General features: G+C 46.8%; 13 protein-coding genes. 7 read left to right on the top strand and 6 right to left on the bottom strand.

Annotation, left to right across the window (positions count from 1 at the left end):
* The first annotated feature begins 35 nt into the window (after positions 1–35).
* Positions 36–242, top strand: a complete 207-nt coding sequence (locus H6F73_RS14985; RefSeq protein ID WP_190759488.1) for a hypothetical protein — start codon at positions 36–38, stop codon at positions 240–242.
* Positions 243–454: 212 nt separating this feature from the next.
* Here H6F73_RS14985 and H6F73_RS14980 read toward each other — a convergent pair whose 3' ends face one another.
* From H6F73_RS14980 to H6F73_RS14965, 4 genes are all read right to left on the bottom strand, one after another.
* A complete protein-coding gene (locus tag H6F73_RS14980; RefSeq protein WP_190759487.1) occupies positions 455–1,093 on the bottom strand; it encodes a hypothetical protein in 639 nt (212 codons plus the stop codon).
* 96 nt (positions 1,094–1,189) lie between these two features.
* Positions 1,190–4,393 carry an efflux RND transporter permease subunit gene (locus H6F73_RS14975; RefSeq protein WP_190759486.1) on the bottom strand — a complete coding sequence of 1,068 codons (3,204 nt, stop codon included), beginning with the start codon at positions 4,391–4,393 and terminating at the stop codon, positions 1,190–1,192.
* A gap of 88 nt (positions 4,394–4,481) precedes the next feature.
* Positions 4,482–6,080 carry an efflux RND transporter periplasmic adaptor subunit gene (locus H6F73_RS14970; protein ID WP_190759485.1) on the bottom strand — a complete coding sequence of 533 codons (1,599 nt, stop codon included), beginning with the start codon at positions 6,078–6,080 and terminating at the stop codon, positions 4,482–4,484.
* 359 nt (positions 6,081–6,439) lie between these two features.
* On the bottom strand, positions 6,440–7,027 hold the full coding sequence (locus tag H6F73_RS14965) for a PadR family transcriptional regulator (protein WP_190759484.1): 588 nt from the start codon (positions 7,025–7,027) through the stop codon (positions 6,440–6,442).
* Positions 7,028–7,130: 103 nt separating this feature from the next.
* On the opposite strand from H6F73_RS14965, the gene H6F73_RS14960 reads away from it, so the two are divergent.
* A complete protein-coding gene (locus H6F73_RS14960; RefSeq protein WP_190759483.1) occupies positions 7,131–8,513 on the top strand; it encodes an efflux RND transporter periplasmic adaptor subunit in 1,383 nt (460 codons plus the stop codon).
* A 745-nt stretch (positions 8,514–9,258) separates the two neighbouring features.
* Here H6F73_RS14960 and H6F73_RS14955 read toward each other — a convergent pair.
* Positions 9,259–9,618 carry an MAPEG family protein gene (locus H6F73_RS14955; RefSeq protein WP_242072498.1) on the bottom strand — a complete coding sequence of 120 codons (360 nt, stop codon included), beginning with the start codon at positions 9,616–9,618 and terminating at the stop codon, positions 9,259–9,261.
* 78 nt (positions 9,619–9,696) lie between these two features.
* Positions 9,697–10,119, bottom strand: coding sequence for a DUF6220 domain-containing protein (locus H6F73_RS14950; RefSeq protein WP_147682480.1), 423 nt, complete (start codon positions 10,117–10,119; stop codon positions 9,697–9,699).
* A gap of 121 nt (positions 10,120–10,240) precedes the next feature.
* Here H6F73_RS14950 and H6F73_RS14945 point away from each other — a divergent pair, with 121 nt between their 5' ends.
* From H6F73_RS14945 to purL, 5 genes are all read left to right on the top strand, one after another.
* On the top strand, positions 10,241–10,981 hold the full coding sequence (locus H6F73_RS14945) for a LuxR C-terminal-related transcriptional regulator (protein WP_347239539.1): 741 nt from the start codon (positions 10,241–10,243) through the stop codon (positions 10,979–10,981).
* A 474-nt stretch (positions 10,982–11,455) separates the two neighbouring features.
* The gene (locus H6F73_RS14940; RefSeq protein ID WP_190759480.1) at positions 11,456–11,746 is read left to right on the top strand and encodes a hypothetical protein; all 291 of its coding nucleotides are present in this window, start codon (positions 11,456–11,458) and stop codon (positions 11,744–11,746) included.
* 236 nt (positions 11,747–11,982) lie between these two features.
* The gene (locus tag H6F73_RS14935; RefSeq protein WP_190759479.1) at positions 11,983–12,804 is read left to right on the top strand and encodes a hypothetical protein; all 822 of its coding nucleotides are present in this window, start codon (positions 11,983–11,985) and stop codon (positions 12,802–12,804) included.
* The gene (gene codA, locus H6F73_RS14930; RefSeq protein WP_199330531.1) at positions 12,801–14,042 is read left to right on the top strand and encodes a cytosine deaminase; all 1,242 of its coding nucleotides are present in this window, start codon (positions 12,801–12,803) and stop codon (positions 14,040–14,042) included. The genes H6F73_RS14935 and codA overlap by 4 nt, the downstream gene beginning before the upstream one ends.
* A gap of 380 nt (positions 14,043–14,422) precedes the next feature.
* Positions 14,423–16,807 carry a phosphoribosylformylglycinamidine synthase subunit PurL gene (gene purL, locus H6F73_RS14925; RefSeq protein ID WP_190759478.1) on the top strand — a complete coding sequence of 795 codons (2,385 nt, stop codon included), beginning with the start codon at positions 14,423–14,425 and terminating at the stop codon, positions 16,805–16,807.
* The last annotated feature ends 49 nt before the right edge of the window (positions 16,808–16,856 follow it).

Raw genomic sequence — 16,856 nt, 5'->3', positions numbered from 1 at the left:
CATTCAGGGACGCCGGCGGCAAGGAAAAGTTTCTTATGAATACCTATCTTTTAAATTTATTCCTATTTTCTCAACTCAACAAAACCGACAGTAAAGGTTTTACAACGTTTGACCTGTTAGCTCATATTTTCGCCACAGTCATTTTGCTCATGGCCGTGCCGGTGTTGTTTTTCTCACCGCAGCCTGGAAGTGATACCGCCTATCAGGGAAGTCAAACCGTCCTGATTCGGTTTAAGTATTAAAACTTTTCTGGCTCAATCATGGAAATCTATCCCCTTTAGGCTGTGAACGGTATTGCCGCAATTAAGTACACATCCCTCGCTGTGATCGCTTTAAAATTCTTTGATTTTGCCTTGCCTCGCATAATGCGATGTGGTTACGTTCATAGGATTTGACCAAGGGGTAAAAATTTCGGTGACTGACTCTATGTAGAGTAATAAAAAAGAGAGATCACTTACCAATCATCGTAGTCAGTCGCATCAATTATCTCACCTGTTTCTGTATCTTCAACTTTAACAATAAACCCGGTAGCTCCTATGCTCACTTGAGTAAACCGATAAATATATCTGGGTGTAAGTGCTTGCTCGTTCATCCAGTTTTTCCACTGTGTTAAAGTCTGATATTCCTGCTCTGCAATCTGGCAAACCAACGTAGAATTTCGCTTTCCAGACCAAGGGTGGTCAAGTTTCTTATCCATCACATAGGACAAAAAGGAAAACTGAAGGGCTGGCTCTCTTATTATTGAAAAAAGCCTATTTGCTTTCTTTATATCTACCTCTAAATCTAAAGCATCACCTGTTAATGAGTGTTCAATTCTCAAATTACATTTAGAACCTTTTAATCGAAACTTATAGACACAGGCACTACTTCCAATAGCCCCGTAATAAGGCAAAATCTCCCCCTCTTTCTCTGCCTGTTGCATCATCTCTAAGATAAACCCTTGGACTGAAAAGCTTCCTTTGAAAGAACCCGTTGCTAATTGTTCTTTAAATACCATTTCATCAATTGAATATTCCCAATCATATAATTGTTTGACAAGTTCACCCGAAACTCGAAATCCGATTTTCTTATGGGACTTTTGTACTTCCAGCATGGCTGCACCTCCCTACGTTTTGAGTATTATGATATCAATTAGCTAACTTCTTCCCAAACGGTGTTAGCAACTTGGCTCAAAATCTCTTTCAATCGCCTATCGAAGCTGGTGGGATTGTCGCTCCGTCAGGCTGCCGGCTTTCCCATCCAAGCTTGTCTCCTCCTCTGGCTGAGGTTGCTGCGGCGGCTTCTTTTTGGTGAAGCGATCTTGAATCGATATAATCACCACATACAAAATCGGCACCACAAACAAACTCAAGAACGTAGAAACAACCATCCCCCCTGCAATCGCATTACCCAGAGAACGCCGGCTTGCTGCCCCTGCACCTTCAGGATTAATTAAGGGAGCAATCCCCAAGATAAACGATAAGGAAGTCATCAAAATCGGTCGCAAGCGCTCTTGAGAAGCCTCAACCGCCGCCTTAGCAGTGGAAAGTCCTTGCTGTCGCAATTGGTTGGCAAACTCCACAATTAAAATGGCATTTTTACTGGCCAAGCCAATCAACATCACTAAACCGATTTGGCAGTAAACATCATTCGACAAACCCCGCATCGACTGCGCTAGCAGCGCTCCTAAAATAGCCAAAGGAACCGATAGCAAAATAATTAGAGGATCGACATAATTCTCGTACTGAGCGGCTAAAACTAAAAACACAAAAACAAGCCCCAGTCCGAAAATTATGGGGGCTTGACCGCCCGATTCAATTTCTTCTAATGAACTCCCCGACCATTCATAACCAAAACCTGCCGGCAGCACTTGAGCTGAAACCTGTTCCATTGCCTCAATCGCATCTCCAGAACTAGATCCCGGCGCAGGGGCACCATTAATTTCAATTGAGCGGAATAGATTATAGTGATTAATCGTTTGCGCCCCCACTGTGGGAGTAATTTTTACCAAATTACTCAAAGGAATCATTTGATTTCTTTGAGAGCGAACGTACAGTTTACCAATATCCTCTGGATTAGCGCGAAACTGTTTGTCTGCCTGAACATACACCCGATAATTGCGCTGCTGCAAATTGAAATCGTTGACATATTGCGAACCCAAAGCGCTTTGCAAGGTACTGAAAATACTATCGATTGGAACGTCTAGTGCTTTGGCCTTATTACGGTCTACTTCAACGAGAAGTTGAGGCGTATTTGCCGCGAATGTGCTAAACACCGCTTGCAATCCAGGGGTTTGATTCGCTTGCTTGAGTATAAGACCCATCGATTGCACAAGGGAATCTAAACCGCCATTACCTTGTCGATCTTGCAGTTGAAATTGGAAGCCGCCAAATTGCCCTAAACCTTGAATAGCCGGCGGATTAACCGGCAAGACTCTAGCTTCTGTGATTTGCGAAAAACTCCCCATCAATTTGCCTAAAATGGCTTGCACGGATTGATCTTTTCCGTGGCGTTCTTTCCAAGATTTGAGCGTGGTAAAGATAATGCCACTATTCGCTGTGCTGCCACTAAAACCAAAACCCCCCACAGAGAAAGTCCCCACGACTTCAGGCAGTTTGAGGATTTCTTTTTCAACCCGATCCATTACCTCGCGGGTGTATTGCAGCGAAACCCCCTGTGGCCCTTGGATAATTGTGAGAAAATAGCCTTGGTCTTCTTCTGGGATAAATGCGGTCGGTACTGCTAGGTAAAGCCAACCCGTGAAGGCAATAGAAACCACAAAAAGCCCGACAACGAAGAGTTTAATTTTGGTTAGAAATAACAAGAATTGCCGATAGCGCCGGCGCGTCCAGTCTAGCCCCCCATTAATTCGGTCAAACACCCAACCAATTGGGCCTCCCTGATGCTGTCTCCGACGCAATAATATAGCCGCAAGAGAGGGCGTCAGGGTAATTGCCATAAAGGTTGAAAGCAAGACTGAAAAGGCAATTGTCAGCGCAAATTGTTTGTAAAGTGCTCCTGTGGTGCCGGGGAAGAACGCCACTGGAATAAACACGGCCATTAACACCAGTGAAGTTGCAACGACCGCACTGAACAGTTCGCGCATTGCCTCAGATGCCGCTGCACGCGGATTCATTCCCTGAGTTTGAATCAGTCGGTCAATATCCTCCACCACAATGATGGCGTCATCCACCACCAACCCTGTCGCTAAGGTTAGGCCAAACAGAGATAAACTATTAATTGAAAATCCAAAAATCTTGATAAAAGCAAATGTGCCAATTAAAGAAATCGGAATTGTAATCGTTGGAATTAACGTTGTTCTCCAATCTTGCAAAAATACAAAAATAACGATAATGACTAGCACAATCGCTTCAAATAGTGTCTTAATCACTTCTGAAAGTGACTGTTCTACAAATAAAGTGGTATCTAGCGCTACTTGATATTTCAAGCCGGGAGGAAACCGTTCGGCTAGTTTTACGATTTCGGCTTTCACCCCTTTGGCAACATCCAAGGCATTACTGCCAGGAAGCTGGTAAATCCCTAACCCCACCGCGTCATTGCCGCGAAATCTCAAGAACGAGTTATAATTTTCCGCTCCCAATTCCGCCCGCCCTACATCTTTAAGCTTGGTTAAGGCTCCACTTTCTTCTGTTTTAAGAACGATTTCTTCAAATTCCTTGGCATCTGTTAACCGGCTCACCGCTCGCAAATCCAGTTGATACATTTGCCCTTCTGGAGCCGGTTCCTGCCCGATTCTTCCCGCCCCAACTTGGATGTTTTGTTCAGTCAGTGCCCGCGCGACATCCTGAGTTGTTAAACCTCGACTAGCAAGCCGGTTGGGGTCTAGCCAAATACGCATCGCATAGCGGCGTTCCCCAAAAATTCGCACGTCGCCTACACCCTGTACTCTTTTTAAAGCATCTGTTAGGTAAAGGTCAGCGTAGTTGCTTAAAAATATGTTGTCGTATTCATTATTTTCGGTAAATAAACCAATTGCTAAGAGAAGGCTACTAGACTGCTTTGTTACCCGAACTCCAGTGCGCTGCACCACATCTGGTAGTTGCGGCTGGGCAACAGAAACTCGATTCTGAATATCAACGGCGGCAATATCTTTGTCACGCGAGGGGTCAAAGGTGGCGGTAATACTGCTGGTGCCGTCGTTACTGCTACTAGAGGTTAAATACCTCAACCCCTCAACCCCGTTAATTTGCCTTTCTAAGATGTTCGTAACGGCGTTTTCTACGACTTCAGCACTGGCTCCACTATAGTTAGCCGTGACGTTGATTTGAGTGGGACTGATATCCGGAAAACGAGCAATAGGGAGCGTAGGAATACTAATCGCTCCTAACAGAATAATAACTAAGGCACAAACGGTTGCAAAGACAGGTCTTTTAATAAAGAAATCTGCAAACATATTTTTAGTAGTTGTTAGTTTTATTGGTTAGTTATTAGTAGTTAGTGGCCAAATATTTGCAAAATTTACCCTAACTACTAACTCCTACCTATTTTCCGGCTTCGGGGATGATGGGAGCGCCATCAGTCAGATTTAGAATGCCGGAGACAACGAGGTTTTCTCCAGCTTTTAATCCTTCAATCACTTGGTAATTATTTCCTTGGATGTCTCCCAACTTCACTGGCTTTTGCCGAGCGATCAGTTTCGATTGTTCCTTGGTTTCAGCCACAAACACAAAAGTTTGGCCGCCCAACCGGCTGATAGCGTTAACCGGCACTAAAATTCCAGAACTTGTATCCCAGATCACTTTGGTTCGCACAAACTGCTGGCTGAGCAAATCCCCAGTGCTATTGCCAAAGGAGGCTTTAGCCACAACAGCTTGTGAATTTGCATTAACCTCTGGAGAAATAAAACTGATTTGACCCGTCGCTATCGGCTTTCCTTGGGGATCTAACAATTGCACCGGCAGCCCTAAGCGCAAGTCTGATGCCCGCTCTAGGGGAATGGACATCCGCAAGTCCAGGGTATTATTTTGAGTGACGGTCGTGATTTCCGTGCCTCTTGTAACGTAGTCTCCTGTTTTGATGGAGAAATCGCCAATTTTCCCAGCAAAGGGAGACAAAATTTGCGCTTTTTCCAGCACCGCTTCATTATTCCGCACTTGGGCTACGGCTGCGGCGACCTCCGCTTCTGCTTGAGCGATCTCTTCGGGACGGGTGCCATTCTGTAGCTGCTTCAAGGCTTGCTGCTGTTGAGCTAGTTCCGCCTCCAGCCGCTCGATGTCGGAACTTCGGCTTTTTTGCAATTGCTCCAAGCGTCGTTGGGCTTCTTCCAATTCGGCTCTAGCACTGCGATCTTCTTGGATGTATTGATCGAGGGTGTCTTGTGGAATCGCCCCCTCTCGCGCTAAATCTCGATACCGATCCAGCCGTTGCCGGGAGAGTTCTGCGTCTGCTCTCGCCCCTTGTATTTGTGCTTCTGCCTGAGCGATCTCTTCCGGACGCGCCCCACCTCTGGCATCTGCCAGACGTGCTTGGGCTTGAGCGACACGGGATTGCCCTTGGGCAATTTCCTCTGGGCGGCTGCCGGCTTGCAGCTCTCTCAGGCGAGCTTCGGCACGCATTTGGTTGGCTTTTGCTTGTCTGAGTTGCGCTTGGGCGTCCTCATTTTCAATGCGAGCGATCGTGTCTCCTTTTTCGACTAAGTCGCCGTCTCCAACGTAAATTTCTTTAACTAACCCGTCGATTTCAGACTTGAGGGCAACTGATTGCTGAGCGTCTAAACTGCCGACAAATTCCGTACTGTCTTCAACCGTAGACAGTGTCACCGGCGCGAGTTTAACCGGCACGCCTTGAGGTTTACCGGCTGCCTGCTGTGGCGCACCACCGGCACCACCGGCACCGCTACGCGACTGCCACCACTGCCAGCCAAAACCTGCCCCAGCTAACAGGACAATTGCTCCCAGAATTCCTAGCCAGATGCGCCGGTTTTTTTTACCCGATTTGGATGGAACCTCATCTATGTCTTCGTCTTCATCGGGTAGAGAGACGAGATATTCTTTTGCCTCTGTATCATCTGAAAAGTGGGCCAGTTCCGTCTCATCTGCCACTGCTTTTTCAGAGAATTTAGAATCATTTGTTTTCGTCATCAGCTAGGACTCCTGACCTTTGGCCAACATTGATATCAATGACAAGGATTTGCTGCAACAATGCTTGGTGCATACAACAAGCTTGCTGAGCGCCTTAAATTTTTTTGCCGGCGTCCGCTCTGTTTGCCTAACTTGACCTCTGGCCAGTTGGGGGAAAAGATGAATGGATACCGCTGCTGATTCGATTAGTTATTCGATTAGTTGGCAAGCTCTTAATTCATCACCCTTCGCTCCTGCATCGTGTTTAAGTTACTACCAATTGTTGAGAGCGCACTTCCTCCTCTAGGGTGAAGCGCCGGCAGTGGCAAAGGAGTAGATTTTTCAACGCTTCCCCCATCTGCACTTAGTCCAGCCGGCTCTCAGTTTCCCTTACCTTTGACTAAAGCTTTGGTTTCCTTTTTTGCGCCGGCCAAGTTTGTAGCCGGCAGGTTTAAACGTTCTTTATCAAGTTGATCGCTTAACCATTGCATCTCAGTGCTGTGGATCTCTAGCGATCTCTGCCATCCTGCCGCTTGGTAAGGATCGGCTGGGTTATGTTCGCGTACTTGATTTTCTAGATACTCTTGCCGCAGCCGGCACACCATTAAGCGGTGTTCGAGTAATTTGATTCGTTCTGCCGGTTCTAAATCGTTAAAAAAGAAAAACTTGATCATGAAGCGAGAGCGGCTTTTTACCCAGCTTTCCTGGGGATGCTCCAGCATTTTTTGCCGCCAGCTAGCACGTCCTTTGGCGGTGATGCTGTAAGTTTTGCGGCACGGGCCGGCATCCGATGTCTCTTCCGCACCCTCCTCTATCTCACCCCGCTCTTCCAAACGCTTCAGCAGCGGATAAATCGCTCCATAGTTGACACTGATGCAACTTCCCATGAATAGCTCTAGCTGTTGCTTCAGCCGGTAGCCGTGCAAAGGTTCGCGCTGCAATAAACCCAATGCTGATAGCTCAAGCATCTATATCAAACTGGTATACTAATAAGTAAATCTTCCTCTAAGTATATAACTTTTCACATAAATCTTGACTAAACTTAACAATAAAGGCGTAACTCCCATTCCTATGAGTCTAAGGATTTTCAGCTTCACAGTTTTAGCCGGCATACTCGTCGTTTCAACGGGTTGCGGGCTATTGCCCAAGCAAGAGGCAGATGCCCAACCTCAACCACCTAACGCACAACAGGGTGGAGGCGCAACGCCGGTGGATGTGGGAGTCGCCCGCACCGGCTCATTAGCCGAAGAATTGGAATATGCCGGCACCACTGCCCCCGTGCGGGAAGTGTCCTTACGTCCTCAAATCGAAGGTAAGTTGCTGAGCCTCAACGTCAATGTGGGAGATTCGGTTAAACAAGGCGAAGCCATTGCCAGACTGGATAACGCTCTGCAAGCATCTGCCGTTGCCCAGGCAGAAGCAGAACTCGCGACGAGCAAATCTGAGGTGGCACGCGCCCAAACAGAAGTGAGCAATGCTCGTACCCGCGTAGAAGAGGCAAGACTGTTACTTCAGCAAGCGCAGGCAGATGCGGATCGCTTAGCTCCTCTGGCTAGGGAAGGGGCGATCTCACAGCAAGCCGCCCAACAAGAACAGACTTCAGCCCGCACAGCCGAGCAGGTTCTGCGCTCTGCGGAAGCCCAAGTCAGCACACAGCAGCAAGCCGTTGCAGCCGCTCAAGGGCAAGTTGTTGCCCAGCAAGCGCTGGTTGATCAAGCGAGAGAGCGGCTTTCCTACGCAGCCGTCAGCGCCCCAATTAGCGGCATTGTTACCCAGCGGATCACAGAACCGGGAAACCTTGTTCAGCCTGGAGGGGAAATTGTGAGAATCGGGGACTTTAGCAGCGTGAAAATCGCGGTTGAGGTGTCGGAATTGGAACTGTCAAATATTCGGGTTGGGCAAAGTGTCAAAGTTCGCTTAGATGCCTTTCCCGATGAGGAATTAACCGGCGATATCACCCTAATTTCTCCAGCAGCCGATCCGACGTCGCGCTTAGTGCCGGTGGAAGTTGTGATTCCCAACAGCAATGGACGAATTGGTAGTGGTTTGCTAGCGAGAGTTAACTTTGCAACCAGGCAAGTTGAGCGCGTCGTTGTACCCGATGCGGCGCTGCAAGCCGGTGGCAGGCAGGGGGGCAGAGGTGCCGGTGGGCAAGGCAGTAAGGGTGCCGGTGGGCAAGCCAGCAAGGGCGAGGGAGAAAGAGGCAGCACAGGAAGAGGGGAGCAAGGCAATAGCGGCGCAAATGCGAAATCGAGTGAGGGAGTTGTGTTTGTTGTCAAGGGAGAGGGCGAAAAGGCAACTGTAGAAGCGCGTAGTGTTCAAACCGGCGAACGAGCGAATGGACAAGTGGAAATTGTCTCAGGATTGCAACCTGGAGAGCGATATGTTACCCGCAGTGGCAAGCCTTTAAAAGATGGCGATTCTGTGCGCTTTAGTGTTTTGTCGGAAAAGTAGGGCGATTCTTTTCAGGTTGAGCATCTACTTCTTCTATAAGATAAAAACTGAGTAATAGATTTAAAGTTATTTTTTTAAACGCAGATAGTAGCTTATCGTTAGGCATAGATTCACTGTGATCTCATAGCTGTTTGACAAACTCTAAAACTGTAATTCTATCCTAAGAATAAACTACAAATTTCAATTATCTGGCCTCTTGTTTAGGGCTTGCATAACTTTGAGAAATTGGATTGCGTGGGCTTGCTCATTCGTCTTAAATTCCGCAAAAATTATCAAAATAAGTAACGTGAGTTCGGGTTAAGCCGCAGGCAGCAAATTGTAGTCAAGGGCAATAGAAGGCTTCTTTGGTTGGTGGCCCTAGGCGATCAATCTACAAACGATATTAACTAAGCAGTTGCTCGGCAAATTAATTTTGTAGGAGTGAAAAGGGCTTGAATAAGTTAATTTTCTAGGTTTTGATTTTAATAATTTTGTGTAGATTATAGGAAGTATCTTACCACTCCAGCTTGCGATCATCCGTCATCTTCTACGAATTTACCTGATTAAACCAATTGATGCTGAAGCACTGCGAGGAACAGTTCGGTAATTGAGGAACGATCCTCCCTCAGTTAACAACGAACTACTCCCCATATCTGTTATCACAACGGCTCAAATCAGCGGAAGCAGACAAGCTTGAACTCAACGCCAGTAGCTTTCAGCCGTCCGCTGTATTTGAATGGTAAGCTGCGTCAATATGAAAGCATACCTATGCGCCAAAGTGGGTAAGGGCTGCGCGGATCGCGATGAACCAAACCGCGAGGGTAGCGAACAGGTAGAGGTAGAACCGAAGCATAACAAGATTGAATGTACAGTGGACGGCGCTATGCAATGCGCGAAACCCAACGAAGATCCACGCGGCGGTTAGGTACACTGTATCGACTTGTTTTGTGACAAAAAGGTAGAGCACGAGCGCATAGAAAAGTACCGGAATCTCGAACAGATTTTTTAGGTTATCTGATGGATTGGATACGTTTCGCGGCCAGATTTGCATGGGTGCGTTAGATGCAACAAGGTCTTGCGGATCGATCTTCTGGCTTTTGATGAAACTGAGGCGACGAATGTACATATACAACCAGACTAGGAGTGTCAAAAACATTGTTGCAAAGAAGGGACTAAAGATTGCTTCTTGTGTCATCTTTACCTCTTAAACTTGTTCATTATGCTGATGATTGAGCGATAAGCTGCGCCATACACGATGGACAAGGCTTGAAGAAACGTAGAGTAACGAAAACCCGATTAAAGGGTGTAGTATCTCTAGGTGCAAAGGACTCTTGAGATGAATGCTGACAAACTGTAGTCCCAGCAGCACGGGTAGACTCGCAGTGAGGCGTTGTATTTGAGGTGGAAATGGGGTGATGAATGACCATCCTAGTAATACTAATGACAGTCCACCATATCCTCGGACTAGCCAAACGTGAATATTCCACCAAGCAGGACTAATAAAGTAGGCGATTCCGACTGTTAGCAATTGAGTAATCAAGCATAGGTTAAAGACGACTGAAGTCGCATAAAAGCCGACCTGCATCGCGCTTCTATCCGCGCGATCAATTTCTGGATTGATAGTCATATCAGGCGATGGTTGAGATTAAAGCTAATATAGGCTGAGCGCCTTAACGCTTCTAGACCTCGAACGGGTACACTTTAGACCCCTTCCCCCTTCACATATGACAAGTTCCTTAGAGCCTCTGTTGGAAGCCATTCGCCAAACCCATAGCAAATCCGACCTGCAAGCGCAAATCGCACCAAAAATTGGTGAATATTTTGCAGCGAAACGATGGGCAATTTTTTTCTTTGATCAACTGCCTTTAAATGATCGCAATTTTCAGGATTTTCTGAAAATTGCACTCTCAATCGAGCATAATCCTGTGGTGCGTTATTTAGCGGAGCGCTATGCTCCGGTTCACGAAGCATTAGTGACAACCCCCAAGGCTTGGAAATTAATCTGTCCTCGTCCCGATCACTGGCACGTGATGGCGGGACCTATCATTAATCACGGTCAAATCGTGGGCGTAGTCGGCTGCACACGCGAAAAGGCAATGCCTGCTTTTGATAGCGAAAATCTAGTCGATTTGGGTGCTATCTGCCTGCACTTATCGAGTTGGGTTGCAACAGGGGGTTCAGAAGGCATTTTTGCAGGAAAGTTACAGCAGCCAACGTTTAATAACGGTTTCCTTCAGAACGGCAAAGCCGAACGTTTGACACCTCGTGAGTTGGAAATTGCACAATTGGTGGCGTTGGGCCAAACAAACGCGGAAATTGGCAATCAACTTTGGATTACTGAAAATTCTGTGAAGCAAGCTTTAAAACGAATGTTCCGTAAGCTTGAGGTTTCATCCCGTGCACAGATGGTTGCACAGCTTTCAGATACAAGGCTTCATTCATCGGGAGCAAACTCAGATTTATTTAACTCGGTGCTGAATTCCCGCTAATAACCTTTCGGCTGTGTCCCCACTAAAGAATACCTAAAACAGTATTTGGCCGGGTAAACACAGCAACCATGAAACTTTAATAAATCCGTTAGCCGCTAGTTTAGACTTCACCTAAAAGTGTCCTTTCTGGCGGAGTCTAAACCACTCATTCTGGCATAGTTAATCCAGTGGTTAAGCAAGTATTTGTTTTGGTCGCTGATAAAAACGGTTGCTGGAATCGCTTTTTGTTTTAAGTTGCCGGTTAAAGAATCATTCTCGGCAGTTTGTCAAACTCAGACTTAACATTTCCGTTGACATCATTAAGTTGGGGTTGAATGACTGAGCAGCAGGGATCAGAATAAAGTGATGCCGATCACTGAAACCGCTTCAATCTATCACATAGCAAGGTTCAGTATAATCACAGATAAAATCTTCACAAGAGTTCATTATAAATATACAAACCTTTTGTGATAGAAACTCTTGGGAGGCTTAAATATGAAAATTTTTACCAAATCCTCAGAAAATCACCTCTCCAATCATGAAAATCCTGTTTCTGCAGTACCCGATGTTAACGAATGGATGCAGGAGCATCACTTACTGCTCAGTCTGATGGACGCTGTCAACAGGATGAAACATATATTAGCTGAGGCCGGCTTAAGAGAATGGCCAGAGTTTCCCGCTACTGCTGAGGGTAAGTTGATTTTGACAGATAAAGCGAAAGATGTTTTGAGAGCGAATTGTCAGGATGAGCATTGGGCGTATTTCGAGAATTATCTGCTAGATTAGGATAATTTCAAAGAAAAAGGGGAGAAAGTTTTTGCCGAATGCTTTTTACTTAAGGCTTTTTAAAATCTGTTTTCTTGGGCATTTTCCTGTACAGCGACTTAGCTGCCTGTATTTACAAATATCTCACTTAAAAACGACTTGTCGCTGCTAAAATCGGTTTGTGCCGGTTGATAAAGCACCGGCAAGTTTTGGCTTTTTGAGAGCAAAATAGTAAATTTACGATAAAAACTTTACACATGGTTTCAGCGACAGTCTTAAATAACTCTCAACTTCCAGAACCCCATCTAGTTGAGCCGGCACTCCAAGCACTGACAAAGTTTGAGAACTCGAAGGTTAGCGGAGTTTGGCCAGGATTAGCGCAACAAAAAGTAATTGAGCAGATGCGAGCGCGGGTCACAAATCCCTTTAATATTAATCAAGGCCGGCAGCCGTTTTGTGGCCCTGCTGCGGTTTTATTTGAGTTGGTTCGTAAACATCCCTCACGCTATGTTGAAATCTGTAGCAATTTATTTCAAATTGGCGGATTTCACGCGCAATCCAAATGGATACCGGCATCAGATAGCCTGCGAGAAAATCGAGGGGAACTGCAAATGGACGAAGCCGATTGGATGATTTTATCGACCCTAAGAGAATCAGAAAATGTGCTGTTTGATGTTGAACCAGACGCACCTGACATCATCCGCAATATTAGTGGAATGACAAAGTCTTGGGAGATGAAAGGATGGGTGGCAGAGGTGCTAGGATATCGCGAGGTAAAATATCACCATGCCTTTGTTATGGGAGATTTCGACGCCATGCGCGAGGCAGCAGAAGCCATTGATGCCGGCGGCGTAGCGTTTGCCTTGGTTAATTCGGATGGTTTGTTAACAGACAAGCAGCCGGTGATGCCTTACCCTAGTCACTGGATAGCATTGGTGGGTAATATTTCGATGCCAAGTAATCCGATCACTGGTAACATCAGTTTTGATATTTATACGTGGGCGAGAAAAATGCACGTAGAAGCTGATGTGTTCTCATTTAAAAAGTATTTTTGGGGAGTTGTAACGGGGCGTCCATGATGAAAAATGATTTACTTTTGCAAGGGTGCCGCTCACTTGCCGGCGAACAAATTGATATTGCAATTACAGATGGAAAAATTTCGGCTATTGCGCCTCATTTAGACGTTGAAGCTGAAATTGTGATTCCGATTGATGGCAAGCTGGTGAGTCCACCCTTTGTAGAATCGCATATTCATCTTGATTCCGCTTTGAGTGCCGGTGAACCGCGTGCCAATCAAAGCGGAACCTTATTTGAAGGAATTGAAATTTGGGCGGAACGCAAGCAAAATCTGACATTAACCGATGTTAAAGAACGGGCAATAGAAACACTTAAACAACAAGCTTCTCAAGGTGTTTTATTTGTTCGCACTCATGCGGATGTCAGTGAACCTAGTCTCACTGCTTTGCAAGCCTTGTTGGAAGTGCGAGAAGAAGTTAAAGACTGGATAACTGTGCAAGTCGTTGCCTTTCCGCAAGATGGAATTTATGGCAAACCAGAGAATGAAGCACTTTTAGAAAAAGCTTTAGAAATGGGGGCGGATGTAGTAGGCGGAATTCCCCATTATGAATTTACCCGTGAAGATGGTGTGCGTTCTGTGCATCGAATTTTTGAATTAGCCGGCAAATACAATCGGCTGATTGACATTCATTGCGATGAAATCGATGATGAGCAATCGCGCTTTTTAGAAGTTGTAGCCGCTTGTGCAATTCGCGCCGGCATGAATTCAAAAGTTACGGCAAGTCACACCACTGCCTTTGGATCGTATAACAACGCCTACGCTTATAAATTAATGGGATTGTTACAGCGTTCCCAAATTAATTTTATTGCCAATCCTCTGATTAATATCACCCTTCAAGGGCGGACGGATACTTATCCCAAACGCCGGGGTGTAACACGAGTCAAAGAATTGTGGCAGCAAGGACTTAATGTATCGTTAGGACATGATTGTGTCCAAGATCCCTGGTATAGTTTAGGCACCGGCAGTATGCTAGATGTTGCTTACATGGCTGCTCATGTTTGCCAAATGACCGGCATGGCAGAAATTGATGCTTGTTATGACATGGTGACAACTCAGGGATCGCGCACTTTGCAGTTAGATGATTACGGGATAGAAATTGGCAAGCCGGCAAATTTAATTGTTTTAGATGCCGGTGATCGGTTTGATGCTATCCGCCGGCGTGCTACGGTTTGTTATGTTATTTCTCAAGGTAAGTTGTTGGCGCAAACAGAAGTGCCTCAAACTAAGTGGCGACAGTAGGTGGTAAGAGGATTTTTTTAACCACAGATGCACACAGATAAACACAGATGGGTTATTGGTTCGTGTCAGAGATCTACTTATTGATGTTAAATTATCTGTTGGGATAAGAGGATTTTTTTATTTAACCGCAGATGCACGCAGATGAACGCAGATAGGTTATCGGTTGGGAGCAGAGATTTAGTTATAGATAAACACAGATAAAATCAAGGGTTTATCTGTGGATGCAGGTGGAACTTGGATGACGAGCGTAGCACATTCAAGTTTCACCTGCGGAATCTGTGGTTAAAAAAATCATTTCTCCTCAACTCTCCAAAAGAAAAGCGTTTGGCAAACCAAAAATCCCGATACAATGAACCCTGTGCCGTTTGTGCTAGGGTTCCATGTCTACCACCACTTCCACTCCCTTTCCCCCCGAAGAAATTGCTGCTGAAGGTCTTAAGCCGGAAGAATACGAAGAAATCGTCAAGCGCCTAGGACGCCATCCCAACAAAGCTGAGTTGGGAATGTTCGGCGTCATGTGGTCAGAACATTGTTGCTACAAAAATTCCAGAACCCTACTCAAACAATTTCCCACAGAGGGCGACCGCATCCTTGTTGGCCCCGGAGAAAATGCCGGCGTTGTAGACTTAGGCGACGGTTTGCGACTTGCTTTTAAAATCGAATCTCATAACCACCCCTCAGCCGTTGAACCCTTCCAAGGCGCAGCAACCGGCGTGGGAGGCATCCTGCGCGACATCTTCACAATGGGGGCGCGTCCCATTGCTGTGTTAAACTCCTTACGCTTCGGTTCTTTGGAAGATGCACGGACTCGTCGCTTATTTGCCGGCGTTGTTTCCGGGATCTCCCACTACGGTAATTGTGTTGGAGTTCCAACAGTTGGTGGCGAAGTTTACTTTGACCCCGCCTACACCGGCAACCCCCTCGTCAATGTGATGGCACTTGGCTTGATGGAAACTCCCGATATTGTCAAATCCGGGGCATCAGGCATGGGAAACCCAGTTTTGTATGTCGGTTCCACCACCGGCAGAGATGGCATGGGGGGCGCAAGTTTTGCCAGCGCGGAACTCAGTGACGCCTCAATGGACGATCGCCCCGCTGTGCAAGTTGGCGATCCGTTTCTCGAAAAATCCTTAATTGAAGCTTGCTTAGAAGCCTTCAAAACCGGCGCAGTTGTCGCAGCCCAAGATATGGGGGCTGCCGGCATCACTTGTTCCACCTCGGAAATGGCAGCGAAAGGCGGGGTTGGCATTGAGTTTGATCTCGATAAAATCCCCGTCAGGGAAGCCGGCATGGTGCCCTACGAATACCTGTTATCCGAATCCCAGGAACGGATGCTGTTTGTGGCGCACAAAGGGCGAGAACAAGAATTAATCGATATTTTCCATAAATGGGGGCTGCAAGCAGTTGTTGCCGGCCAAGTCATTGAAGAATCTATCGTCCGGATTTTGTTTCAAGGTAAAATAGCGGCTGAAGTGCCGGCAACGGCTTTGGCAGATAACACGCCAATTTACAATCGCGAGTTATTGACAAATCCACCCGAATATGCAATGAAAGCTTGGCAGTGGACAGCCGACTCGCTGCCTTCTTGCACTGAGGCCGGTATTGAAATTGCGGGAAGCCACAAAAGCTGGAATGATGTCTTACTGCAACTGCTCGATACTCCCACCATCGCCTCGAAACGCTGGGTTTACCGGCAGTACGACCATCAAGTGCAAAACAATACCGTGATCATGCCGGGAGGTGCAGATGCTGCCGTTGTGCGGTTGCGCCCACTGGTAGAGTCAGGCGGACAAGAGGCCGGTGCTGCAAACCCATCACTCAAGACTCAGCGACCAAAATTCAGCACAGGAGTCGCCGCAACCGTCGATTGCAATTCCCGTTACGTTTATCTCGATCCCTACGAAGGCGCAAAAGCTGTTGTTGCAGAAGCCGCCCGTAACCTTAGTTGTGTGGGTGCGGAACCGCTAGCAGTTACCGATAACCTGAATTTCGGCAGCCCGGAAAAGCCGATCGGCTACTGGCAACTCGCCTCAGCTTGTCGCGGCATTGCCGAAGCTTGCCGGGAGTTTAGCACCCCCGTCACCGGCGGCAATGTCTCTCTCTACAACGAAACCCTAGACTCAGCCGGCCAACCGACGCCTATCTATCCCACGCCGGTTGTGGGCATGGTCGGTTTAATTCCCGATTTAAACTACATTTGCGGTCAAGCTTGGCAAAAAGAAGGCGATTTTATCTACTTACTCGGAAAAGCGGCAAATAAAGCGGTAACGCTGGGTGCTTCGGAATATTTAGCGACGATTCACGGAACGATTGCCGGCAAGCCGCCGGTGGTAGATTTTGACTTGGAACGCCGGGTGCAAAAAGCCTGCCGTGAGGGAATTCGCCAGGGATGGCTGCGTTCGGCACATGATTGCGCGGAGGGTGGCTTGGCAGTGGCGCTGGCTGAATGCTGCATCAGTAGCGAGTTAGGCGCGGAGATTGATTTATCTCAACTCTCGCAGCAAGACGGCGTCCGGTGGGATGAAATGCTGTTTGGTGAAGGTGGGGCGAGAATTTTAGTTTCTGTTATGGCAAAACAGGCTGTTATTTGGGAATCCTATTTACAAGAGCATTTAGGGGATGAGTGGGAAAAAATTGGAAGGGTCGGAAGTTCCCACTCTAATTTACGGGTTTCCACCGCTGATAACCGGCCCGTAATTGACGTTAGCATTAGAGAGATGGGCGATTGTTGGCACCATGCCATTGAACGCCGCTTAAGTGTGTAGTCAAGCAGTCTTTAATTTGTTGCTTTCTGGGATAAGATGACCGATACCT

The organism is Microcoleus sp. FACHB-68, from assembly GCF_014695715.1.
Lineage (GTDB): Bacteria > Cyanobacteriota > Cyanobacteriia > Cyanobacteriales > Oscillatoriaceae > FACHB-68.
The sequence above is the reverse complement of the archived record's forward strand: the minus strand, read 5'-3'. Positions and strand labels throughout refer to the sequence as shown.